We start from the raw sequence: 26599 nt of genomic DNA on the forward strand, positions 1-26599 counted from the left end.
ACCTTCAAAAATTATTTTTCCGGTTTCCTGTCAGTGCTCCGTCTTAATAATCATTCCCATTAACAAAAACTTCACAAAACACTTTTCAGGAGCACAGGCAAGTAATGCGATCTCTTCCACGCCGTACACCTCTCGCGCTGGCCGTACAGCGCCCGTCACTGCATAAAACCCTGTTGACCAGCGTTCTGCTGACCGCCACCTTGCTGGGGAGCTCGATGGCCAATGCTGCACCTGTGAAAGTCAGTATTTCGGTTCAGCCGCTGTCCAGCGCCCTGACCCAGCTGGGCATGCAGACCAACCTGCAAATCCTCTACAGCCCGGACCAGGTGGCCGGCATCAAGTCCCGTGCGGTGTCCGGCTCGCTGGAGCCTTCCGCGGCCCTGGCCGAGATGCTCAAGGGCACCGGCATTTCGTTCCAGATCAACGGCAACAGCGTGACACTGGTGTCCGGCGGCTCGTCGAGCCTGCAACTGGGCGCCACCACCATTTCCGGCCAGGCCCTGGGACTGACCACTGAAGGCACCGGTTCCTACACCACGGGCGCGACCACCACCGCCACCAAGCTGCCGCTGACCATTCGCGAAACGCCGCAATCGGTGACCGTGGTGACCCGTCAGCAGATGGACGATCAAGGCTCAAAGAGTGTGGGTGATGTCCTGCGTAACACGCCCGGCGTCACCATGCAGAAGTACGACAGCGACCGTACCGAGTTTTCCACCCGTGGCTTTGCCATCACCAACTTTCAGTACGATGGCGTCAACATTCCCTACGACGGTGTCTATGGTGAAAACCCGAACAACAGCGACGACTCCGCCAGCCTCGACCGCATCGAAGTCATCAAGGGCTCGACCGGCCTGATGACCGGCGCTGGTGACCCGGCCGCCACCGTCAACCTGGTGCGCAAGAAACCGACCAAGGACTTCAAGGCTTCGGTCAGCGGCACTGTTGGCTCCTGGGACAATTACCGCACCGAAGGTGATATCTCCGGTTCGCTGAACGACACCGGCAGCGTGCGCGGCCGCTTTGTCGGAGCCTTGCAGGACAAGGACTCCTACATCGACCACTACAGCCAGAAGAAAGACCTGTACTACGGCATCCTCGAAGCCGACCTGACCGACGACACCTTGCTGACCCTGGGTGTGGACAGGTCCAGCGCAACCCCTCGCGGCAGTTCCTGGACCGGTAACTCACCGTTCTATAGCGACGGTGGTCGTACCGATTTCTCTCGCAGTTTCAACCCGGGTTCCGATTGGAGCCGTCGTGATTTCGACAGCACTACTTATTTCGCCTCCCTGGAACAAGCACTGGCCAACGATTGGAAATTCAAGGCCACGTTCGACCAGAAAACCACCGATCACGATACCCAACTGGCCTCCGCCAGCGGCGGCAACCCGGATCGCAACACCGGCGAAGGCATGTTCTTCTACTGGGGGCGCTGGGAAGGCCATCGCGTGCAGAACACCGCTGACGTCAACGTTTCCGGCCCGTTCAGCCTGGGCGGTCGCGAGCATGAACTGGTGGCGGGTTTCATGACCTCCCATTCACGCCAGACCGGTGCGACCTACGACAGCTCCGAGTTCGGACTGGTGCCGGGTGACATCTTCGACTGGAAAGGCCACATTGCCAAACCGGAGTTTCCGAAGAACGGCAAGTACGAACGCACCCAAAGCCAGAACGGCGCTTACCTGGCCACCCGCCTGCGTCCGACAGACGACCTGTCGTTCATCCTCGGCGGCCGTGTCAGCACCTTCAAGTACAACGAGGATTACACCTACTACCCCGGCGCCGGCCTGGCTGACACCCATGCCAGCTACAAGGAACACGGCGTCGTCACGCCTTACGCGGGTGTGGTCTATGACCTCGACGACACGTACTCGGTGTACGCCAGCTATACCAACATCTATCAGCCACAAATCTACAAGGATGCCAGCGGCAAGACCCTGGACCCGGTTGAAGGCGACAGCTACGAGACCGGTCTGAAAGCGGCCTACTTCGAAGGCAGACTGAACGCCAGCCTGGCCTTCTTCCGCATTGAACAGGACAACGTCGCCCAGTACGTCACCACGGATACCACCACCGGCCAGGACGTTTACAAGCCAATCTCCGGCGCCACCACCGAGGGTGTAGAACTGGAAATGGCCGGCGAACTGGCCGAAGGCTGGAACCTGTCGGCTGGCTACACCTACGCGCGTTCGCGTGACGATGACGAACAACGCATCTACGGCTTCCCATTGGCCACCACTAAACCGGAACACGTCGTGCGTACGTTCACCACCTACCGCCTGCCCGGCGCCCTGGATCAGGTCACCGTCGGTGGTGGCGTCAGCTGGCAGAGCGCCTTCTACGGCCAGAGCTTCAACCCGAGCGTGGATGGCAGCGGTCAAGGTGCAACCGCCACTCTCAAGCAAGGCGGCTACACCCTCGTCGACCTGATGACCCGTTACCAGTACGACGAACACCTGAGCTTCACCGCCAACGCCTACAACGTCTTCGACAAGAAGTACCTGACAGGCCTGGGCAACTTCGGCACCACCTTCTACGGCGAGCCGCGTAACTTTCAACTCACGGCCAAGTACGACTTCTGAGTCGCTGAGCTGAAATGAAAAATGCCCGCATTGAGAGATGCGGGCATTTTTTATGGGCCTTTTGATCTTCTGCTCACGTCACCTCAAAGCCGCGAGCGCACCCACTCCACCACTTCCACGTGAATCCCTTCCACCTCCCCCAACAACCCCGCCATGCGCAGAAAGTCATGGGTCATACCCGGCTGCTCCAGCAACGTCACCTCATTCCCCGCCGCCCGCAAACGCTCGGCATACTCAAGCCCTTCGTCATGCAACGGGTCATAACCGGCCAGGTACACCAGTGCCGGGGCCAAACCCGACAAATCCTCGGCCAGCAGCGGCGAGCAGCGCCAGTCCGCCAGGTCCTGGGGGGTGCGGGCGTAGTGGGTGTAGAACCAGTCCAGGGTCGGGGTTTCCAGCAGGTAGCCCTCGGCAAAATCCCGGTGTGAGGCGCGGTGGGTGGTGGCGTCGGTGACGGGGTAAACCAGCAGTTGCGCCTTGGGTTTCAGCGCGAGTTCCTGTGGGTCGCGAACAGAGATGATCGACAGCACTGTGGCCAGTGTTGCACCGACGCTGTCGCCGGCCAGGGCCACCCGTGTGGCGTCCAGGCGGCGGGTTGCGCCTTCGCGTAGCAGCCAGTTGCCGGCGTCGCAGGCGTCCTGTACCGGAGTCGGGAAGCGCCATTCTGGGGCCAGGCGATAATCGACGGTCAGCACGGCGAAACCACCCTGGGCTGCCAGGCGACGGCACAGGGCGTCGTGGGAGTCGAGGCTGCCGACCACGTAGCCGCCGCCGTGGAAATAGAGCATCACTGGTTGCAGGGCTTCGACGGTTTGGCCGTTGCGATACAGGCGTGCGGCGAGGCTGTGGCCGTCGCGGGCGGGGATGGTGAAGTTTTCGCAGGCGATATTGTCCAGCGGTGTATCGAGGAAGCTTGAGGAGGCTTCGAAGTCGATCCGTGCCTCTTGCGGGGTCTGTTCGTGCATGGGGTGACTTTTGCCGGTCAGGCGGCCGAACTCGGCGAGTTCGAGGAAAGCTTCAAGTTCTGGCAGTACGGCCATTGGAGGGATCCTTTACGCAAGAAAGTAGAAAATCTTGTAGTAAACGCGGTCCCCTGTAGGAGCTGGCTTGCCAGCGATGGATTCGAATACGCCGCGTGTATCCAGAAAGCACGCGTTATCGTTAGCGACCATCGCTGGCAAGCCAGCTCCTACAGGGGGTGTGTTTATCCAACAAACACGCGTTATCGTTGGCTACCATCGCTGGCAAGCCAGCTCCTACAGGGGTGCGGTGTTGTCAGGCGGTGGTTGGGGTGCGCTCCAGTAGGTGTTCGAGGTCGTCGAGCAATTCGTCGCTGCGTAGCAGCTCGTAGTGGCCGCCGGCCAACAAGCGATCAATGCCGTGATTGCCGACCTGGGCTTCGAACACCCGGCGTTCGTCCTCGCGTCCGGCTACCCACCAGCGATGGGCCGAGACCTGAATTTTCGGTAGTTGTCGCTGCGACAGCGCAAGCTGTTTGAGCGACGAACCGGTAGCGAAGATCTGCGTCAGTTCACTGGCACCCAACGCCGCGTGGCCATTGGCGCCGTGCATGGCTGCTTCGATCACTGCGGTGGCGCCTTCGCGTTCGTTCAGGCCTGTGGTTTTCGAAGCAATCAAGGCCTGTGCTTCTACAGACGGTTGACCGAGGACAAACTTAAGGAAGTCCGCCAGGTCTTCGCGCCAGTCCCCCGCTTCCGCCGTCCCCGCCACATAAGTGTCGACCAGCCCGGCGAACGCCACCGTCTGCCCCTGGCGTTCCAGTTCATGGGCGACCAGTTGCGTCAATGCGCCACCCAGCGACCACCCGAGCAGGTAGTACGGTCCTTGCGGCTGTTGTGTGCGGATTCGCTGGGCATAGGCCTGGGCCATGGCCAGCAGCGACTCGTCCTGCCACTGCGGGTCGAGCAGCATGCGGCATTGCAGGCCGTACACCGTGCGCCGGCCTTCGAGGCGACGGGCCAGCGGCTCGTAGTCGAACACCGTGCCGAAACCGGCGTGCAGGCAGAACAGCGCCGGCACGTTGCTGACCCGGCCATTCAGCGCCAGCAGCGGGTCCGGCGCTTGTGCAGGTTCTGCGACTTGATAGCCGCTGAGTTCGGCGATGCAGGGTTTCTGCATCAGGTCGCGCAGTTTCAATTCGAAGCCCAGTTGCGGCTGGCTGCGCACCCGCGAGATGACCTTGAGCACCTGCAATGAGTCGCCGCCGAGTTCAAAGAAGTTGTCATCGATGCCCACTTGCGGCACCCCCAACACCTCTTGCCAGATCGTCGCCAGCGCGCTTTCCAGCGCGTTGCGCGGCGCGCGGTAACCGCCCAGTGCCCATTCCGGCACAGGCAGTGCGCGACGATCGAGCTTGCCGTTGGCCGACAGCGGGAAGCGCTCCAGCACCAGGATCCGTGCCGGCACCATGTAGTCAGGCATCTGCGCTTGCAGATCGGCCTTCAAGCGTCGATCCAGTCCGGTGGCAGCAGCGGCCACCACGTAACCGACCAACTGTTTGCCGGTCGGCGTGTCGTGCACCACCACGGCGGCATCCTGCACAGCGGCGCAGTCACGCAGACGGGCTTCGATCTCGCCCAGCTCGATACGGAAACCACGGATCTTCACTTGCTGGTCGAGCCGGCCGAGGTAGTCGATCAAGCCGCATTCGCGCTGGCGCACCAGGTCGCCGGTGCGGTACATGCGGCCACCGGCCTCGAACGGATCGGGAATGAAGCGCTCGGCGCTCATGCCCGGCCGCTGGTGATAACCCCGCGCCAGGCATTCGCCGCCCAGGTACAACTCGCCGCTGACACCCACCGGCAACGGATTGAGGTCGGCGTCGAGGATGTACAGGCCACGGCCCGCCACGCCACGGCCAATCGGCGCATAGGCCGCCTCGCAGGTTTCGCTGGCTTCGGCACGCCACAGCAGTGGTGTAACCACGGTTTCGGTCGGGCCGTAGCCGTTGACCAGGCGCGGCGGGCGCAAGGTGCGCTTGACCTGTTCGAAGCTGGCATCCGGCACCGCATCGCCGCCAAAGCAGTACACCTCGACCGCCGGCGGATTGCCCAGGCGCTCGGCTACTTCGGCCATCTGTTGCAGGTACGCCGGCGGGAAGCAGGCGACGCTGATGCTGTGGCGATGCAGCACCTCCAGGGTGTGTTCCGGGGTCCACAGGTTGTCTTCGCGGATCACCAGGCTGCCGCCGGCCAACAGCACACTCAGCCAGCGTTCCTGGGCACCGTCGAAGGCGAACGACATGAAGTGCAGTTCACGGCTGCGTGGCGCCAGTTCGTAGAGGTCGATGATGCCGCGGCAATGCCGGGCAATCGGCCCACGTTCCACCGCGACGCCCTTGGGTTGGCCGGTGGAGCCGGAGGTGTAGATCAGGTACGCCAGGTGACCCGGCAGTGGTTCGACAACAGGGCACTGGGGGCTGCCCGCAACGCTCAGTTGATCGAGCAACAGGCGTGGCGGGCTGTCGGCCAGGGCCAGGCGATCACCCAGGTCGCTGTCGCACAGCAACAGGCTGGCGGCCGAATCGCTGAGCATGTAGGCCAGGCGCTCGGCCGGGTAGGACAGGTCCAGTGGCAGATAGGCCGCACCGGCCTTGAGCACGGCCAGGAACGCGACGATGGTGCGTTCCGAGCGGGGCAAGGCCACCGCGACCATGCTTTCCGCACCGATGCCGCGGGCGATCAACTGATGAGCCAGCGCATTGGCCTGGGCTTCAAGATCGGCGTAGCTGACTTCGCGATCCTCGCAGAACAAGGCCACTTTCTGCGGCTGGTTGCGCACATGCTGATTGAAGCTGTGCAGCAGATCGGCGTTGTCGCTGGAGGCTTGCGGCAAACTCAGGCGCGCTTGCGGCAGGCCGATGTTGCCCAGCAGGCAGTCCGCATCCTCTGGCAGAGCGCGCAGCAAACCTTCCATCTGCGCACGAATCCGCTCCACTTCCTGCTCACTGAAGCGATCACGCAGGTACAGGTATTCGACTTCCAGACCTTGATCGTTGGCACTGACCATCAGGTCCATCGGGAAGTTGGTGACGCCGCCGCTGCCGACTTCGGCAAAGCGCAGCTCGCCTTCCTCGCCACCGCGCAAGGCACGGTCCACCGGATGGTTTTCGAACACGATGATGCTGTCGAACAGACCCTGGCCACCCTGCCCGGCCCAGCGCTGGACGTCGGACAAGGGCGTGTGTTCGTAGTCGCGCACGGCCAGGTTGTAATCCTGCAGGTCACGCAGCCACTCGCCCAGCGGCTGTTGCGGGTCGAGGGTCTGGATCACCGGCAAGGTATTGATGAACAGGCCGAGCATGTCCTGGGCACCGGCCAGCCCCGTCGGCCGCCCCGCCACCGTGGCGCCGAACGCCACGCTGCGTTGGCCGCTGTGGCGTTGCAGCAACAACAGCCACGCGCCTTGCACCAAAGTGTTGAGGGTGACGCGCTGACGCTTGGCGAAGCTGTGCAGCTTGCGTGTCGCCTGGGCGTCGAGGTCGCTGTACATCACGCCGTGGCCGGAGCCTGTGGCACCGGATGCCGTGGCCAGGATGGTCGGTGCCTCGAGCGACGCCAGGCGCTCACGCCAGAAGCTTTCTGCCTGTGCCTCGTCCTGGCGTTGCAGCCAGGCGATGTAGTCGGCGTAACGTCCGGTCAGCGCCGGCAAGCTGGTGTGGTGGTACAAGCGCAGCATTTCGCCCAACAGGCGCGAAGCGCTCCAGCCGTCCAGCAGCAGGTGATGGTAGATCCAGATCATTTGGTAGCGATCTTCACCCAGGCGCACCAGCACAAAGCGCATCAGCGGCGGGCAGCTCAGGTCGAAACCCTTGGCCTGTTCGGCGGCCGCCAGTTCGCTCAGCGCCTGCTCGGTGTCGCTACGTTCGCGCCAGTCGAGTTCTTCGATCGGCAACTCGACGCTGGCAAACACCGCCTGCAGCGGATCGGCCAAGCCATCGCGCCAGCGGAACGCGGCGCGCAGCACTTCATGGCGCTCGATCAAGGCTTGCCAGGCTGCGCGGAATCGCGGCACCTGCAAGCCGTCAACCGCCACGCTCAACTGGTTGACGTAGGGGTTGAGCTGCGGCGATTCGAGGCAGTGGAACAGCATGCCCTGCTGCATCGGCGACAGCGGATACAGGTCTTGCAAGCCTTCACGGGCGGCGAGATCGATGTACGGCACCAAGGCAAACGCCTCGACTGCCGGCGCTTCGACCAACGCCGCTTCACCACGGCTCGCCACTGCGGCCAGTGCCCGAATGGTCTGCTGCTCGAACAACTGCTTGGGACTGAACACCAGTCCACGCTGCCCGGCACGGCTCACCGCCTGCAGCGAGATGATCGAGTCACCGCCCAGTTCGAAGAAGTTTTCGGTGACGCCCACCGAGTCCAGGCCCAGCAGTTCCTGCCAGATCTCCACCAGCAGTGCTTCGGCCGGCGACGCGGCGGCCACCTGATCCTGATGCTGCCGAGTGGCCTCTGGGGCTGGCAGGCCCTGACGATCGAGCTTGCCGTTCGGCGTCAGCGGCAATGCCGCCAGGCACATCAAGTGCGCCGGCAACATGTGCGCCGGCAGGCGGCTGCGCAGGTGTGCGGTCAGTGCTTCATGCAGGTCCTGCTCGTTGGCCAGCGGATCGCGCGGCACCACGTAGCCGACCAGTTGACGACTCACCGGACCTTCGCGGTCGATGACGAAGGCTTCACGCACGCCTTCGTGCTCCATCAGGCAGGCTTCGATTTCGCCCAGCTCGATACGGAAGCCGCGAATCTTCACTTGCTGGTCGATACGGCCGAGGTATTCGACCACGCCATCGGCACGGAACCGCGCCAGGTCGCCACTGCGGTACAGGCGCGCCCCTGGCACGAACGGGTCCGGTACGAAACGCTCGGCGGTGAGGTCAGGACGTTGGTGATAACCCCGGGCGACGCCCTCGCCGCCCAGGTACAACTCGCCCGCCACGCCGACCGGCAACGGCTGCAGGCCGCCGTCGAGGATGTAGGCACTGCGGTTGCCCACCGGCCGGCCAATCGGCATGAACGCCGAGTCGAATTCGGTATCCGGATAGGCCAGCCAGATCAGCGGCGTGATCACCGTTTCGGTCGGGCCATAGCCATTGATCAGGCGCTTGGGTTGCAGCACTTGCTGCACTTCGTCGAAGGCATGCTTGGCCATGCCTTCGCCGCACGGGGTGTAGGAACGGATCGGCAGATCGCGCCCGGCTTCGCCCATGTAGTCGGCGATCTGCGCCAGGTAACTCGGGGTGAAGCAGGCGATGGTGATGCCGTGTTTTTCGATCTCGGCGCAGGTGCGCTCCACGCTCCACAACTCGTCGTCGCGGGGCATCACCGCCGAACCGAACACCAGCGGCGTCAGCCAGCGCTCGTGGGCGCCGTCGAAGCTGATCGAGGCGAATTGCAGTTCGCGGTCGTCCGGGGTCATGCCGTACAGCTCGCCGATCGACAGGCAATGCATGGCCAGCGGACCGTGGGCCACGCTGACGCCTTTCGGCCGGCCGGTGGAGCCCGAGGTGTAGATCAGGTAGGCGAGGTTTTCGCCGCAGGTCAGGTTGACCGGGTTGCTGTCCGCCATGAATTCCAGCGGCTCGCGGTCGATTTCCAGCACCGCCAGGCCTTCGGGCAATGGCAGTTTTTCCCGCAGCCAGGATTGGCTGATCAGCAGGGAAATGCCGCTGTCGTCCATCAGGTAGCGCAGGCGCTCCGCGGGGTAGGCCGGGTCCAGCGGCACATAGGCGCCGCCAGCCTTGAGGATCGCCAGCAGGCCGACGATCATCTCCGGCGAGCGTTGCATGGCCAGGCCGACCCGCACTTCCGGGCCGATGCCGCGCCCGCGCAAGTGGTGGGCCAGGCGGTTGGCGCGGCGATTGAGCTGGTCGAAGCTCAGCTCCAGTTCGTTGAAGATCAACGCGGTGGCGTCAGGCCGGAGAACGGTCTGGGCCTCGATCAGTTGATGCACGCACAGCGGGTTTTCCTGCGCGCTGAACGGCGGGTTCCATTCCAGCAATTGCTGGGTGCGTTCTGGCGCAGTCAGCAGGTCCAGCTCACTCAAAGCGGCCTGAGGCGCAGCGACCATCGCCGCCAACAGCACGGCCAGGTGCTCGCTCATGCGCGTAATTGCCCCATGGCTGAAATGGCTGCACTGGTAGCTCCAGTTCAGGCTGAGTTGGTTTTCGGCGGTGGCCGCCAGGGTCAGCGGGAAGTTGGTGCGCTCATGGTTCTGCGGAATCGAGAAGCTCAACCCGGCCGGTGCGCCCTGTTGCAAGGCTTCGGCCACCGGGAAGTTTTCGAACACCAGCAGGCTGTCGAACAGCGGCTCGCCGGCGCGCCCGGCCCAACGCTGAATGTCGCCCAGCGCGGTGAATTCATGCTCGCGCAGCTCGAGGTTTTGCGCCTGCAAGCGCGTCAACCATTGCCCGACGCTTTCGAGAGCATCCGGGCTGCTGATCACCGGCAAAGTGTTGATGAACAGGCCGAGCTGGCTTTCGGCCCCAGGCAAATCCACCGGTCGACCGGCCACAGTGGCGCCGAACGCCACGCTGCGTTGGCCGCTGTAGCGTTGCAACAGCAGTGCCCAGGCGCCTTGCACCAGGGTGTTGAGGGTCACTTTTTGCTGGCGGGCGAAGTCGCTGAAGCGCTTGCTGGTGGCGACGTCGAAGGTCTGGTGGTGGTCGGCAAAGCCTGCGTCCGCCTTGCTGGCGACATTGGCCAGGCTCTGGGCCAACAACGTCGGGTTGTCGAGGGATGCCAGTTGCTCGCGCCAGAACAGTTCGTCAGCTTGCGCATCCTGGCGTTGCAGCCAACCGATGTAGTCGGCGAATCGCCCGGTCGGCGCCTGAACCTCCTGCCCCGCATAACGCTGCAGGACTTCGCTCAGCAGCAGCGAGTTACTCCAGCCGTCGAGCAACAGGTGATGGTGGGTGTAGATCAGTTGCTGACGCTCGTCGTCCAGGCGCACCAGGGTCAGGCGCATCAGTGGCGCCCGGGTCGAATCCAGTTGCAGGCGTTCGCTGGCGATCAGTTGCGCCAGCGCCTCGGCCTGATCATCGCGGCCGCGCCAGTCGAGGCAGGTCATCGGCAATTGCAGATGACGATGCACCAGTTGCACCGGTGCCTCGAAACCTTCGGGGAAGTGGAAGCTGCTGCGCAGGATCGCGTGGCTGTCGAGCACCGCTTGCCAGGCGCGACCGAGGCGTTCGGCATCGAGACCACGAGCCTCGACGCTGAGCTGGTTCACGTAGGCGCCGGAATCCGACTCGTACAGGCTGTGGAACAACAAACCGGCCTGCATCGGCGACAGCGGATACACATCTTCGATCTGCGCCGGTGGCACTGGCAGGCCATCGAGTTGCGCCTGGGTCAGTCGCGCCAGCGGGAAGTCCGCCGGGGTCACGCCGCCCGCGCCCTCGCTCAGGCAATGCTCGATCAGCGCCAGCAGTTCAGCGCGGAAATCGTTCGCCAGGGCCTCGATTTCGCGCCGGTCGAAGCATTCGCGGCTGAAGGTCCAGTCGAGTTTCAGTTCACCGCCATACACCTGACCGTCCACCGACAGCCAGTTCGCCAAGGGTGCGTCCGCCGATTGCGCAGCTCCGCTGGACTCACTTGAAGGCGTGAACAGCGCGTCCTCGTCAAAGCTCTGGTCGAACTGGCCGAGGTAGTTGAAGGTCACCCGTGCTTGCGGCAATGCAGCCAAAGCCGCTTGGGCAGTGGCATCGCCCATGTAGCGCAAAAGCCCATAGCCCAGGCCTTTGCCGGGGATGTCCCGCAGTTGCTGCTTGATCGCCTTGATCGAGCCGCCGAGGTCGGCCGTCGGCGTCAGGCGCACCGGGAACAGGCTGGAGAACCAACCCACGGTGCGGGTCAGGTCGATGTCGTCGAACAGCTCTTCGCGGCCATGGCCTTCGAGCTGGATCAGCGCTGATTCGTGACCGGTCCAGCGGCTGAGGGTGCGAGTCAGCGCGGTGAGCAGCAGGTCGTTGACCTGGGTGCGGTAGATCGCCGGAGCCTGTTGCAACAGCTGACGGGTTTGTTCGCGGTCCAGACCGATGCTCACGCCCTGGCGCAGATGCCCGGCCTGGCTTGCTTGCGTGTTGGCCGCTGGCAGCGAATCGCTGGCGCCAGTCAGTTGAGCCTGCCACCAGTTCAGTTCGTCGGTGGCGGTTTCGCAGCGTGCGTAGGTGTCGAGTTTTTCCGCCCAAGCCTGGAAAGCGCTGGTCTTCGGCGGCAGTTCCTCACCTTGATACGCGGCCTGCAAATCTTCCAGCAACACCCGCCACGAAACACCGTCCACCGCCAAGTGGTGGATCACCAACAACAAGCGTTGCGAGCCGTCAGCCTGGGCGATCAGCGCCACGCGCAGCAGCGGCCCGTCTTGCAGGCTGAGGCTGCGCTGGGCTTCGTCGCACACCGATTCGAGCGACGCATCGCTGGCGACGCGGGCGGTCCAGAGCATGTCGATGACATCGGCACTGTCGGCACCGACATAGCGCGCCGACCATTGGCCGTCGACCTGACTGAAACGCAAGCGCAGGGCATCGTGCTGCTTGAGTACCCGTTGCAGGGCACCTTGCAGGCGCGGCAGCTCAAGGGTTTCGCGCGGCGTCAGCAACACCGCCTGGTTCCAGTGCGCACGTTGCGGGATGGGTTCTTCGAAGAACCAGCGCTGGATCGGCGTGAGGGTTTGCACGCCGTCTACCGGACCTTGTTGCGCCACCGGGGCGGCCTGCTCTTTCACCACTGCGGCCAGCGCTTGCAGGGTCTGCTGCTGGAACAGGTCGCGCGGTTGCAGGCTCAGGCCGGCACGTCGGGCGCGGCTGACCACCTGGATCGAAATGATCGAGTCACCGCCCAGTTCGAAGAAGTTATCCTGGCGCCCGACCGGCTCCACGCCCAGCACGTCCTGCCAGATCTGCGCCAGCACGCGCTCGTGTTCACTGCGTGGCGCTTCGAATGCACGCTGGCTGACCTGCGCGGTCGGTGCCGGCAGGCGCTTGCGCTCGAGTTTGCCGTTGGGGCTCAGTGGCATCTGTTCGATCAGCACGGTTTGCGTCGGCACCATGTAGTCCGGCAGGCTGCAGAGCAGATGGCTTTTCAGGGTTTCGCGCCAGGCGCCCTGCTGCGCCGCATCGGCGTCTAGCAACGCACGATCCTGCGGCACGATGTAGGCCACCAGTTGCTTGCCGCTCGGGCCGTCCAGGGCCAGCACCACGGCTTCCTGCACGTCGGCATGTTCTTGCAGGCGCGCTTCGATCTCCCCCAGTTCGATGCGCAGGCCGCGAATCTTCACCTGGTGGTCGATCCGCCCGCAGTAGTCGATGGCGCCATCGGCGCGGTAGCGCGCCAGGTCACCGGTGCGGTACAGGCGCTCGCCGCTGCCGAACGGGTCGACCACGAAACGCTCGGCGGTCAGCGCACCACGGCGGTGATAACCCCGCGCCAGGCCGACGCCACCGAGGTATAACTCACCCACCGCGCCCAGCGGCAGGGGTTGCAATTCGCTGTCGAGGATAAAGGTGCGCAGGTTGGCGATCGGTCGGCCGATCGGCACGCTGTCGCGGCCCTCTTCTACACAGGTCCAGTGGGTCACGTCGATGGCCGCTTCGGTCGGGCCATACAGGTTGTACAGGTTGGCCTGCGGCAGGCTGCGCAGGGTCTGGCGTTGCAGCTCCATCGGCAGCGCTTCGCCGCTGCAGATGATGCGGGTCAGGGAAGTGCAGGCCAAGGCTTCGTCGGCAGCAATGAACGCCGAGAGCATCGACGGCACGAAGTGCAGCGTGGTGATCGCCTGCTCGACGATCAGCGCGGCGAGGCGTTGCGGATCGCGATGCTCACCCGGGGCGGCGATCACCAGGGTGGCGCCTTTCATCAGCGGCCAGAAAAACTCCCACACCGACACGTCAAAACTGAACGGGGTTTTCTGCAGCACGCGGTCCGTGGGCCGCAAGTCATAGGCGGCCTGCATCCACTCGATACGGTTGTGCAGCGCCACGTGGCGGTTGCCGGCGCCCTTGGGTTTGCCGGTGGAACCGGAGGTGTAGATCATGTAGGCGAGGTTTTCCGCCACCGCCAGGTTCGGCAGATCGCTGCCTGGCAAGTCGCTCAACCAGTCGGCATCGGCGTGCAGGCACAGGGTGCGCACGGTGTCCGGCGTCGGCAGTTGCGCCAGCAGGTGTTCCTGGGTCAGCAGCAGTGTTATGCCGCTGTCTTCGATCATGTAGCTCAAGCGATCGAGCGGGTATTCCGGGTCCAGCGGCACGTAGGCACCGCCGGCCTTGAGGATCGCCAGCAGGCCGACGACCATTTCCAGCGAACGGTCGCAGGCGATGCCGACGATCACTTCCGGGCCGACACCCTGGGTGCGCAAGTGGTGGGCCAGGCGGTTGGCGCGCAGGTTCAACTCGGCGTAGCTCAAGGCCTGGCCCTGGAACACCAGCGCCGTCGCCTGAGGATTTTCCAGCACCCGTGCTTCGAAATGCCGTTGTACACAGACTTCGCCCGGATAGACCTGAGCGGTGTCGTTGAGGTCGCCGAGGATGCGCAGGCGCTCGTCGGCCTCCAGCAACGGCAATTCGGCCAGCGGCGTTTGCGGGTTTGCCAGCACCCCGGCCAGCAAGTTGCGCCAATGCCGGGCCAGGTCCTCGATGCGCTCGGCATCGAACAGGTCGGTGGCGTAGGTCAGGCTGGCGAACAGTTGGTCGCCCTGTTCCTGGGTGTCCAGTTGCAGATCAAATTGCGTGGTGTGCGCCGTGGCGTTCAACGCCTCCACACGCAGGCCGGCCAGCAAGCCGCTGACGGCGGCGGGCTTGGCCTGCTGGTGGTTGAACATCACCTGGAACAGCGGGCTGTGGCTGAGGCTGCGTTCGCCTTGCAGCGTCTGCACCAGGCGCTCGAATGGTAGGTCCTGATAATCCTGGGCATCCAGGGCAAAGGCGCGGGTCTGGTCGAGCAACTGAGTGAACGGCAGGCGCCCGTCGAGTTCGGCGCGCATCACCTGGGTGTTGACGAAGAAGCCGATCAGGCCACGGGTCTCGGCGCGATTGCGGTTGCCGATCGGCACGCCGATGCGCAGGTCGGCCTGACCGCTGTAGCGATAGAGCAAGGCCTGGAAACTGGCCAGCAGCAGCATGAACGGCGTGACGCCGCGCTGTCTGGCCAGGGCCATCAGGCCGGTTGCGAGGGTGGCGTCCAGGGCGAAATCCAGGCGCGCACCACGCTGGCTCGGTTGCGCAGGACGCGGGCGATCGGTCGGCAATTCCAGCAGCGGCTGTTCGCTGCCGAGCTTGCCACGCCACCAATCGAGTTGACGTTCAAGCTCGCCGGCTTCCATCCAGCGTCGCTGCCACGCAGCGTAGTCCGAATACTCGATCGGCAGCGCTTGCAGCTGTGCGCTGCGGCCCTGGCAATGGGCGGCATACAACTGGGAAAACTCCTCCACCAACACGCCCATCGACCAGCCGTCGGTGACGATGTGGTGCAGGGTCAGCACCAGCACGTGGTCATCAAAATCCAGCTGCAACAGGCTGACGCGCAACAGCGGGCCGTGTTGCAGATCGAACGGTCGGGCGATTTCCTGCTCGACTTTTTGCATCGCCAATTCGAGGCGCTGGGCCTCGGGCTCGCCGCGCAGGTCGTGCTGCTCGATGGGGAGCGTGGTGAACGTGGCCAAGGTCTGCAGCACCTGGCCGTCATCCTCGACGAATCGGCTGCGCAGGCTCTGATGCCGCTCCAGTAAAACATCGAAACTCTGCTGCAACGCCGCGACATTCAGCGGGCCTTGGAGACGCAGGGCCGCGGGAATGTTGTAGGCACTGCTCTGCGGGTCGAGCTGCCAGAGGAACCACTGGCGCTGCTGCGCATAGGACAGCTCGAACGACGATTGCAGCGCGGCGGCAGGCGGGATCGGCAGTTGGCCGAAGCTCACGCCCTGCTCCTGCATTTTGCTCAGAAACTCGCGGCGCTTGTCGGCAGGCAGGCCAGCGAAGCGGGTGGCGATACGCGAGGCGGTGCTGTGTTCCATCAGTTGATCTCCATCTCGTCCAGCAGCGACTCAAGCGCATCCAGACGGGCATCGTTGTCGGTCGGGGCTTGTTGCCCGGCGGTGGCGGCATAAGCCTGAAGGTCGTTGCTTTCGAACAGCGCGCGCAGCGGCAGCTCGATGCCCAGTTCCAGTTCCACTCGGGCACTGGCCTGGGCGGCGAGCAGCGAATGCCCGCCCAATTCAAAGAAGTTGTCGCGCCGGCCGATCTGCGCCACGCCCAGCACCTCGGCCCAGATCGCTGCCAGTTGCTGTTCGAGCTCGCCCTCGGGGGCCTCGAACGGTCGTTGCCAGTCCTCGGCATCCGGTAGCGGCAAGGCCCTGCGGTCGAGCTTGCCGTTGCTGGTCAGCGGCAAGGCATCGAGCAATAGCCAGTGGCTGGGCACCATGTAGTCCGGCAGGTCGACCTTGAGCGCGGCGCGCAGGTTGTCGCGCCAGTTGATCGGATCGTGCGGGGTTTGCTCGGCTACGACGTAGGCGCACAGGTGTGGCCCGCTGTCGCCGGCATGCACGCTCAGCACCGCCTGGCGCACGCCCGGTTGCGCCAGCAGCGCGGCTTCGATCTCGCCCAGTTCGATGCGGAACCCGCGGATCTTCACCTGTTGGTCGATGCGCCCCAGGTAGTCGATGCTGCCGTCGGCGCGCTGGCGCGCCAGGTCGCCGCTGCGATACAGGCGTTGCGCGGCATCGAACGGGCTGGGCACAAAACGCTCGGCGGTCAGGCCGAAACGCCCGTGGTAACCCCGTGCGAGGCCGGCGCCGGCGATGTACAACTCCCCCGCCACGCCCACCGGCACCGGTTGCAACTGGCTGTCGAGCAGGTACCAGCGCAGGTCGCGGATCGGCAGGCCGATCGGGCTCTGGGCCTTGCCGTCGAGGTCGGCAAGGCGGATCGCGCGGTAGGTCACGTGCACCGTGGTTTCGGTGATGCCGTACATGTTGACCAGGGTCGGTTGCTGGTCGCCAAAGCGTTCGAACCAGGGACGCAGGCTGGCCACTTCCAGGGCTTCGCCACCGAAAATCACCTGGCGCAACGCCAGTTGGCGCGGGCTGGCGCAGGCGATCGGCAGCAACTGGCGGAAGGCCGTCGGGGTCTGGTTCAACACCGTCACCCCTTCATCGCAAAGCAGGCGGTGGAACTCCTGGGGCTCGCGGCTGATGTAATACGGCACGATCACCAGGCGCCCGCCGGTGCACAGCGAGCCAAACAGCTCCCACACCGAGAAATCGAAGGCATAGGAGTGGAACAGGGTCCAGACATCGTCTGCGCCGAAGTTGAACTCGGCCGCGGTGGCGGTGAGCAGGCGCCCGACGTTGCCATGGCTGAGCAAGGCGCCCTTTGGCCGGCCGGTGGAGCCGGAGGTGTAGATCACGTAGGCGAGATTGTCCGGGGTCGCCAACGGCGCCAGGTTGTCGTCGCTGTAGGCGTCCAGTTGCAACGCCGCCAGGTCAAGGACCTGCACGCCGTCGCGGTCCGGCAAGCCATCGATCAGGTGAGCCTGGGTCAACAGCAACGCGATGCCACTGTCATCGATCATGTAGCTCAGGCGCTCGGCCGGGTATTGCGGATCGAGCGGCACGTAGGCGCCACCGGCCTTGAGAATCGCCAGCAAACCGACCACCAGCGGCACCGCCCGCTCGGTAGCGATACCCACCCGCACTTCGGGGCCGACACCCTGCTCACGCAGTTTGCGCGCCAGGCGGTTGGCCTGGGCGTTGAGCGCCGCGTAGCTCAGCTGCTCGCCTTCACAGGACAGTGCGATGGCGTCCGGGCGTTGCGCGGCCTGGGCTTCGAACAGCTGATGCAGAGTTGGCGATGGCGCTTGCGCCTCGAACGCCGGGTTCCAGTGCTGGATCAACGCCTGCTGTTGCGGCGCTTGCAGCAACGGCAGTTCAGCGACACGCTGCTGCGGATCGGCAACCACCGCGCGCAACAGGTTCAGCCACTGCTCGGCGAAGCGCTGCATCGAGGCCTCGTCGTACAGGTCGGTGGCGTAGCTGAGGCTGGCGGCCAGCGTGTCGCCCTGCTCCTGGGTATCGAGCACCAGGTCGAACTGCGCGGTGTGTTGCTGCCAGTGCAAACGCTCCACCTGCAGGCCGGCGACCTCGCGCTCGACACTCGCCCCCATCTGCTGCTGGTGGTTGTAGAGCACCTGGAACAAGGGGCTGTGATTGAGGCTGCGATCCGGTTGCAGGGCATCCACCAGTTGCTCGAACGGCAGGTCCTGATGCACCTGGGCGTCGAGCGCGACCTGCTTGACCTGTTGCAGCAACGCACTGAACGATTGCTGCCCGTCGATCTCGGCGCGCAGCACCTGGGTATTGATGAAGAAGCCGATCAGGCCTTCGGTTTCCAGGCGCGAACGGCCGGCGCTCGGCACGCCGACGCTGATGCTCGACTGCCCGCTCTGGCGGTGCAGCAAGGTCTGGAAACTGGCCAGCAACAGCATGAACAGCGTCACTTGCTGGTGCTGTGCGCGCTCGCGCAAACCGGCCAGCAGTGGGCGATCGACGTTCAGCGTCAGACTGGCGCCGCGTTCGCTGCGGCGAGCCGGACGGGTCAGTTCACTCGGCAATTCCAGCGGCGCCTGGCTGCCCGCCAGTTGTTCGCGCCACCACGCCAGTTGCCGCGCGCCCTCGCCGGCTTCCAGCCAGTCGCGCTGCCAACGAGCGTAGTCGCTGTAGTTCACCGGCAGGCTCGAGAGGTTGGCTGCACTGCCTTCGACAGCCGCCTGATACAACGCGCTGAATTCATCGACCATGACCTGCATCGACCAGCCATCGGCGGCGATGTGGTGCACGGTGAGCACCAGCACATGCTCTTCGGCGCTGACTTGCAGCAGCAATGCGCGCCACAGCGGACCGTTGCGCAGGTCGAACGGCCGGGCGATTTCTTCGGCAACGGCGGCGTCGACCGACGACTCATTGAGCTGCCGTTCGCTCAGTTGCAACGCCAGTTCCGTGCGCAGCAATGGACGCGCCTGCTGACCGTCCTGTTCGAAGGTGGTGCGCAGGGTCTGGTGCCGGGCCTGCAATTGCAGGAAGGCTTCGCGCAGGGCCTGGCGGTTCAGTGGTCCCTTGAGGCGCAGTGCGGCGGGGATGTTGTAGGCGCTGCTCTGTGGGTCCAGTTGCCAGAGAATCCACTGGCGCTGTTGGGCGTAGGACAGAATCGGCGCCTGATCATCGGCTGCACGTTGCAAGGTCGGCTGAGCGCTGGTTTCGGCAAGCATTGCACGCTCGGCAAATTCCGCCAGATTCGTGGCGGAGAACAGGCTGCTCACCGACAGTTCGATGTTCAGTTGCTGGCGAACCCGCGAGATCACTTGCAGCACCAGCAACGAATGGCCGCCCAACTCGAAGAAGTTGTCGTCGCGACTTACCTGCTCGACCTGCAACACGTCCTGCCAGACCTGCGCCAGTTGCGTTTCCAGGCCTTCGGCCGGGGCAATGAAGGCACGTTGTGCAGCGCCGGCCTCAGCACGCGGCAAGGCCTTGCGGTCGAGTTTGCCGTTGTTGTTGAGCGGCAATTTCGCCAGCATGATCAGATGGCTCGGCACCATGTATTCCGGCAGCGACTGGCGCATGACGGCCTTGAGCCCTTCCAGATAGTCGGCCTCGGAAACCACCGCGCCGCTGGCGACGATGTACGCCACCAGTTGCGTGCCATCCTGGGCGATGACCGCCGCTTCGCGTACCTCGTCCCGGGCTTGCAGACAGGCTTCGATCTCGCCCATCTCGATGCGGAAACCGCGAATTTTCACCTGATGGTCGATGCGCCCGACGTATTCCAGATCACCGCTGGCGTTGTAGCGCGCCAGGTCGCCGCTGCGGTACAGCCGCGCACCCGGTTCGCGGGCGAAGGGGTCCGGGAGGAAACGTTCGGCAGTCAGCGCCGGACGGTCGAAATAACTTTGCGCCAGGCAGGCCGGCGCGCCGATGCACAACTCGCCGACACCGTCGGCGGGCAGCAACTGGCCGGCTGCATCCAGCACATACAGTGCGCGGCCGGAAATGGCGCGACCGATCGGAATGCCGAACGCATCGCTGGCATCCTCCAGGCGGCACTCATGCACGCTGGACACCACCGTCGCTTCGGTCGGCCCGTAGGTGTTGAGCAGGCGCACGTGGCCCAAGCCGGCCTGATGCCACTGGCGCAGTCCTTCTACCGACATGGCCTCGCCGCCGACGTGCACCTGACGCAGAGCGCCAAAGTTACGCACCGCACCGCTGGCACATTCACCGGCCAGCAGGAACCAGTAGGCGGCGGGCAAGTCGGCCACGGTCACACCTTGCTCGACGATCTGTGCAGCCAGTCGACCGGCGTCCCACAGGTCATCGCCACGCATGATCAGTGCCGCGCCGACGCACAGGGTCGGGAAGCATTGCTCGACGAAGCCGTCGAAGCTGAAGGTGGCGAATTGCAGTACGCGATCTTCTTTCGTCAACCTCGAATAATCGGCGGCGGTCTGGCAGAACTCGCGTAAAGCGTCGTGGGCGATGGCCACGCCTTTGGGTTGGCCGGTGGAGCCGGAGGTGTAGATGATATAGGCCAGGTCTGCGGCGACGGCGTGGTTCTGCGGATTGCCTTGTGGATAACCGGCGCTGTCGTCGAGGCGCAGGCGTGCCAGCCCCGTCGGCAGCGGCAGGTCTTCCAGCAGGCCAGGCTCGCACAGCAGCACGTCAAGACGGCTGTCGTCGATCATGTAAGCCAGGCGTTCAGCCGGGTATTTCGGGTCCAGCGGCACATAGGCCGCGCCGCTTTTCAGCACCGCCAGCAGGCTGACGATCAACTGCGGGCCACGACGCAACGCCAGACCGACACGCTTGCCGGGGCCTGCGCCATTGTCGATCAGGCGATGGGCCAGGCGGTTGGCCTGGGCATTGAGTTCGCCGTAGCTCAGGCTTTGGCCGTCGACCTGCAACGCCAGTGCATCCGGAGTCGCGGCGGCTTGAGCGGCGATGCGTTCATGGACCAGAAGCACTGTGGATAACTCAACCGTGGCCGGTTGGCTGATGGCGAGTACCGCGTTCTTGCCTTCGGCATCGAGCAGTTCCAGCGCACCCAGCGCCGCGTCTGGTGAAGCCACCAATTGCATCAGCAGGTGCTGCAGATTGGCCGACAGTTGAGCGACTTGAGCGGCACTGAAGCGCGCCGCGTCGTAGCTGAAATCCAGGCTCAGGACTTCACCCAGTTCGACGCCCAGAGTCAGCGGATAGTGCGTACGCTCGTGGTTATGCAAATTGCCGAACGACAACCCCGCCGGTGCGCCCTGCTTCAGCGCCTGGGCAACGGGGAAGTTTTCGAACACCAGCAAACTGTCGAACAATGCCGAGCCCTGCTGCCCCGCCCAGCCCTGAATGTCATACAACGGCACATGCTCGAACTCGCGCATGGCCAGGTTCAGGCCTTGCAACTCGCCGAGCCACTGGCTGACGGTCTGGTCCGGCTTCATCGCGCACACCAGCGGCAGGGTGTTGATAAACAGCCCGAGCTGTTCTTCGATCCCCGGCAGCGGCGCCGAACGGCCGGCCACGGTGGCGCCGAACACCACGCAGTCCTGGCCGGTGTAGCGCTGCAACAACAGACTCCACGCCGCTTGCAGCACGGTGTTGAGGGTGACTTTCTGCTGCCGGGCGAACTCGGCCAGACGCTGGGTCGCGCGTGGGTCGATGGTCACGCGACATTCCTCGCTGCCTGCCCCCCCGACGGGAGGACGCAAGGCTTCGGCCAGCAGCGTTGGCGCTTCAAGCGGTGCCAGTGCGGCTTTCCAGAATTGTTCGCCAGCGGCCGTCGATTGCTGCTGCAACCAGCCCAGGTAATCGCGGTACTGCCCAGTCGGTGCCGGCAGCGCATGCCCGGCGGCATAGTGCTGGATGACTTCGGCGAGCAACTGCGCGTTGCTCCAGCCGTCCATCAGGATGTGATGGCTGGTGTAGATCAGGTGCCAGGTATCAGCGCTGGTGCGCACCAGCTTCAAGCGCAACAGCGGTGCCGTGCCCAATTCGAAACCTTGCGCGCGTTCGGCATCGGCCAGGGCGTCGGTATCGGTCGCTTCCAGCACTTGCAGTGGTAATGCGACCTGACGGGCAATCGCCTGGTGCGCCACGTCCAGGCCTTGCCAGTGGAAGCTGCTGCGCAGGATGTCGTGACGCTCGACCGCGGCCTGCCAGGAGCGGGTGAAGCGCTCACAGTCCAGGCCACCGATGTCCAGGCGCAGCTGACTGATGTAGGCGCCGACTTGCGGCTCGTACAGGGTGTGAAAGAGCATGCCCTGCTGCATTGGCGACAGCGGATACAGGTCTTCGAGCGCCGCGACATTCATCGGCAAAACATCGAGCTGCGCCTGATCGATCCGCGCCAACGGGAAGTCTGACGGAGTGGCCTGGGGTGCTGGCAACGAGCAGCAGTGATCGATCAAGGCGTTGAGCTCCAGCGCGTAGTCGTCCGCCAGACCCTGGATGGTCGCGGTGTCGAACATCTCGCGGCTGAAGCCCCAGCTCAGGGACAGCTCGCCACCGTAGACCTGACCTTCGACCACCAGCCAATTGCCCAGGGTTGCCGCCGGGTCCTGCGCCATGCCGTTGCCTTCGGTGGACGGGGTGAACAACGCCCCCTCATCGAACTGACGGTCGAACTGTCCCAGGTAGTTGAAGGTGATGCGCGGTTGCGCCAGCGCCGCCAGTTCGGCGCGGACTTCAGGTGTGCCGAGGTAACGCAGCGCGCCGTAGCCCAGGCCTTTGTCCGGGACTTTGCGCAGTTGCTCCTTGATGGATTTGATCGATGCGCCGAGCTCAAGGGCCGGTGTCAGGTTGACCGGGAACAGGCTGGTGAACCAGCCGACGCTGCGGGTCAGGTCGATGTCGTCGAACAGGTCTTCGCGACCATGGCCTTCGAGCTGGATCAGCGTGCTGCCCTGCCCGCTCCAGCGGCAAACGGTGCGGGCCAGGGCGGTCAGCAGCAGGTCGTTGACCCGGGTACGGTAGGCCGCCGGGGCCTGTTGCAGTAGCTTGCGGGTTTGCTCGGTGTCGAGCTTGAGTTCGAGTTTTTCTTCGAAACGGTTTTCCAGCGCGCCGTTCGGGCGCTCGCACGGCAGGTCTTTTGGCGCGTGTTGCAGTTCGGCCTGCCAGTGGCCGAGGCTGTGCTCGAAGGCTGGTATATGCGCCTGCAAGCGCGCGACCCAACGCTGATAGGTGCTGGTTTTGGCCGGCGCGCTGCCGCCGTTGTAGAAGTGCTGCAGATCTTCCAGCAGTACGCGCCAGGACACGCCGTCCACCGCCAGGTGGTGGATCACCAGCAGCAAACGTTCAGAGCCGTCGGCCATCGCCACCCACATTGCGCGCAGCAACGGGCCATTGTGCAAGTCGAGACTGCGCTGGGCGTCGTCGCACAAAGCGTTGAGCTGCTCGACCGATTGCGCCTGACGCTGCCACAGCACCGACTCCGTAGTCGGCGCGTCGTAGGTTTGCTGCCAAGCGTTTTCTACCTGTGCATAACGCAGGCGCAGGCTGTCGTGTTGGGTCAGCAATTGTTCCAGGGCGCGCTCCAGCGCTGCGACGTTCAACGGCTCGCGCGGCACCAGCAACAGCGACTGGTTCCAGTGCTGACGCTCGGGGATGTTTTGTTCGAAGAACCATTGTTGCACTGGCGCCAACGCCACTGCGCCAACCGCAGGGCCTTGGTCGATCTGCGATTGCTCGCCACTGCGAGCCGCCTGGGCGAGGCTGCGGATGGTCTGGTGCTGGAAGAGATCCTTGGGGCTGAGCACGATGCCGGCCTGGCGCGCGCGGCTGACCACCTGCATGGAGACGATGGAGTCGCCGCCCAGTTCGAAGAAATTGTCTTCCAGGCCGACGTTGTCGATGGCCAGCACGTCCTGCCAGATCGCGGCGAGGGATTTCTCCAGCTCGCTGCGTGGCGCGACGTGTTCGCGTTGCTGCTGGCTGCCATCCACCGCTGGCAAGGCCTTGCGGTCGAGCTTGCCGTTGGGGGTCAGCGGCAGTTGTCCGAGGAACAACAGGAACGCCGGGACCATGTAGTCCGGCAGGTGCTGGCGCAGCGCTGCTTTCAGGGATTCACGCAGGGTCGCTTGCGCGTCGGGGTCGTCCAGCAACGCCGAATCGTTCGGCACGATGTAGGCCACCAGTTGCTGACCGCTGGCGCCGTCCTGGGCCAGCACCGCCAGTTCGCGCACCGCCTCCTGCTGCAACAGCCGCGCTTCGATTTCGCCCAGCTCGATACGGAAGCCACGGACCTTGACCTGATGATCGATACGGCCGACGTATTGCAGGGTGCCGTCGGCCTGATAGCGCGTCAGGTCGCCGGTGCGATACAGGCGATCGCCAGTGCTGGAAAACGGATTGGGTACATATTTTTCAGCGGTCAGGCCCGGCCGTGCGAGGTAACCACGGGTGATGCCCGCGCCGCTCAGGTACAACTCGGCGGACACGCCTTGGGGCACCGGTTGCAGTTCGGCATCGAGCAGATAGCTGGCGGTGTGCTTGAGCGGCCGGCCGATATTGGCGTGGCCACCGGCTTCGCGGCGGGTCCAGGTGGAATAGGTGGTGTCTTCCGACGGGCCATACAGATCGTAGACATGCTCGACGGTCGGCTGCTGGTACAGAGCCTCCACCAGGCTTTGCTTGAGCGGCTCACCGGCCAGGTTGATGATGCGCACGCTCGACGGGATCTGCCCGTCGCGCTGCAGTGCGTTGATCGCCGATGGCACGGTGTTGATCAGGCGTACCCGATCCCGCGCCGGCAGTTGCGGCAACTCCAGGGCGTTGCGGGCGATGATCAGCGAGCCACCGTTGGCCAGGGTGACGAACAGCTCCCACACCGACAGGTCGAAGCACACCGAAGTCGACGCCAGTACACCCTGGATGTCCTCGCGGCTGTACACCGATCCGGACCAGTCGATCAGCGCCATCACGTTACGATGGGCAATCGCCACGCCCTTGGGCTTGCCGGTGGAACCGGAGGTGTAGATCACGTAGGCCAGGTTGTCCGGGGTGACGCGGGTGACCGGGGCGCTTTGCGGGTAGGCGGCGAGCGACTGGATCTCGTCCATCAGCAGGACTTGAGTGTCTGCGCTCACACTCAACGATTCGGCGACGGCCTGCTGTGTGATCAGCACGAGCGCGCGACTGTCCTCGAGCATGTAGGCGACGCGCTCGGCCGGGTAATCCGGGTCCAACGGTACGTAGGCGCCGCCAGCCTTGAGGACCGCCAGCAAGGCCACCAACAGTTGCTCGGAACGCTGCATGGCCACACCGACCCGCACTTCCGGGCCGACGCCAAGCTCAATCAGCTTGTGGGCCAGGCGATTGGCTTGCTGGTCGAGTTCGTTGTAGGTCAGTTGCTTGTCCGCAAAGGTCACGGCCAATGCATCAGGGCTTGCAGCCACTTGCTGGCTGATCATCTGATGAATGCACAGGTCCTGCGGGGCGCTGTCATCAGCGCGGTTCCAGTCGTGGACGATGCGCTGATACTCGGCCTGTTCCAGCAACGGCAAATCGCTGATGCGCTGCTGCGAATCACTGACCATGCCTTGCAGCAAGCGTGTCCAGTGCTGCGCCATGCGCGCGATGGTCGCGGCGTCGAACAGGTCGTTGGCGTAGGTCAGTGCCGCGTGGAGCTTGCCGCCCTTTTCATAGGTGTCCAGTGTGAGGTCGAACTGCGTGGTGCGCCCTTGCCATTCGATCATGCCCAGCGCCAGGCCGGACGCTGTGGTGACTGTGGAGATATCCGCGACCTGCGGCTGATGGTTGTACATCACCTGGAACAGCGGCGTGTGGCTGAGGCTGCGTTCCAGTTTCAAGGCTTCGACGAGGCGCTCGAACGGCAGGTCCTGGTGAGCCTGGGCGCCCAGCGCGGTTTCCTTGATGCGCCGCAGCAGTTCGTCGACCCTGGTCTGCCCGTCCAGTTGCGTGCGCAGCACCTGGGTGTTGACGAAGAAGCCGATCAGCCCTTCGATTTCGGCGCGGTTGCGGTTGGCGATCGGCACGCCGACGCGCAAGTCGGTCTGCCCGGTATAGCGATGCAGCAGCACGTTGAAGGCGCCGAGCAGCAGCATGAACAGGGTGATGTTGTGCTTCTGCGCGGTGGCCCGCAGTTGCTCGGCCAACTGCCCGTCGACGGCGAATTCGTAGCGGGTGCCGCGGTAGCTCGGCATCGCCGGGCGTGGGTGATCGAGGGGCAGTTCCAGCACCGGATGCTCGTCACCCAGTTGCGCTTGCCAGTAGTCGAGTTGGCGCGCCTGCTCGCCGGCCTCCAGCCAGCGCCGTTGCCACAGGGCGTAGTCGCTGTACTGGATTGGCAAGGGCGCCAGTTGCGGTAACGTGCCGGCATCGAAGGCGTCGTAGCAGCGGACGAACTCGTCGATCAGCACGTTCATCGACCAGCCGTCGGACACGATGTGGTGCAGGGTCAGCAGCAGGACGTGTTCCTGTTCGGCCAGCTTGAGCAAGGTGACGCGCAGCAACGGACCGACGCCCAGATCGAACGGCAGCACCGATTGCAGCTCGGCGGACTCGGCCACGGCCTGCTCGCGCTCGCTAGCCGGCAAGGCGCTGAAGTCCACATGATCGATCACCAGCGACGCGGTGGCCGGCACTTGCAGCAGGCTGTCGTTGGGCTGCGGCGCAAACACCGTGCGCAAGGTTTCGTGACGCGCCACCAGGCTGGCGAATGCCTGTTCCAGCGCCGCCAGGTTCAGACGACCAGTCAGGCGCACCGCACCCGGCAAATTGTAGGCGCCGCTTTGCGGATCAAGCCGCCAGAGAAACCACATGCGTCGCTGGGCGTACGACAGCGCCTGGTGATCCTCGGCAAGGGCCCCGGCCGGAATCGGAAACCGGGCGAAATCCACGCCCTCCTTGTGCAAGGCCGCAAGGAACAGCTGGCGCTTTTCCAGGGGCAACCCGATAAACCGGCGAGCAAGTTTCAAGGAGTCTTCAGCATTCAT

Annotated in this window: 4 protein-coding genes; 1 reads left to right on the forward strand and 3 read right to left on the reverse strand. The window is 64.4% G+C overall.

Features of this window, described 5'->3' with window-relative positions:
- Window positions 1-104 precede the first annotated feature (104 nt).
- Window positions 105-2585: a TonB-dependent siderophore receptor gene (locus NPS56_RS16170; protein ID WP_274075512.1), complete on the forward strand. Its 2481-nt coding sequence runs from the start codon at window positions 105-107 to the stop codon at window positions 2583-2585.
- A gap of 83 nt (window positions 2586-2668) precedes the next feature.
- On the opposite strand, the gene NPS56_RS16175 is transcribed toward NPS56_RS16170, so the two are convergent.
- The 3 genes from NPS56_RS16175 to NPS56_RS16185 all read right to left on the reverse strand — a co-directional run bounded on the left by NPS56_RS16175 (window position 2669) and on the right by NPS56_RS16185 (window position 26599).
- Window positions 2669-3625: an alpha/beta hydrolase gene (locus tag NPS56_RS16175; RefSeq protein ID WP_274075513.1), complete on the reverse strand. Its 957-nt coding sequence runs from the start codon at window positions 3623-3625 to the stop codon at window positions 2669-2671.
- Window positions 3626-3860: 235 nt separating this feature from the next.
- A complete protein-coding gene (locus tag NPS56_RS16180) occupies window positions 3861-15617 on the reverse strand; it encodes a non-ribosomal peptide synthase/polyketide synthase (RefSeq protein ID WP_274075514.1) in 11757 nt (3918 codons plus the stop codon).
- Window positions 15617-26599 (reverse strand): non-ribosomal peptide synthetase, encoded by a 10983-nt coding sequence (locus tag NPS56_RS16185; RefSeq protein ID WP_274075515.1) that lies wholly within the window; start codon window positions 26597-26599, stop codon window positions 15617-15619. The genes NPS56_RS16180 and NPS56_RS16185 overlap by 1 nt, the downstream gene beginning before the upstream one ends.

The sequence above is a fragment of the Pseudomonas putida genome (genome assembly GCF_028682635.1).
Classification (GTDB): domain Bacteria; phylum Pseudomonadota; class Gammaproteobacteria; order Pseudomonadales; family Pseudomonadaceae; genus Aquipseudomonas; species Aquipseudomonas putida_AE.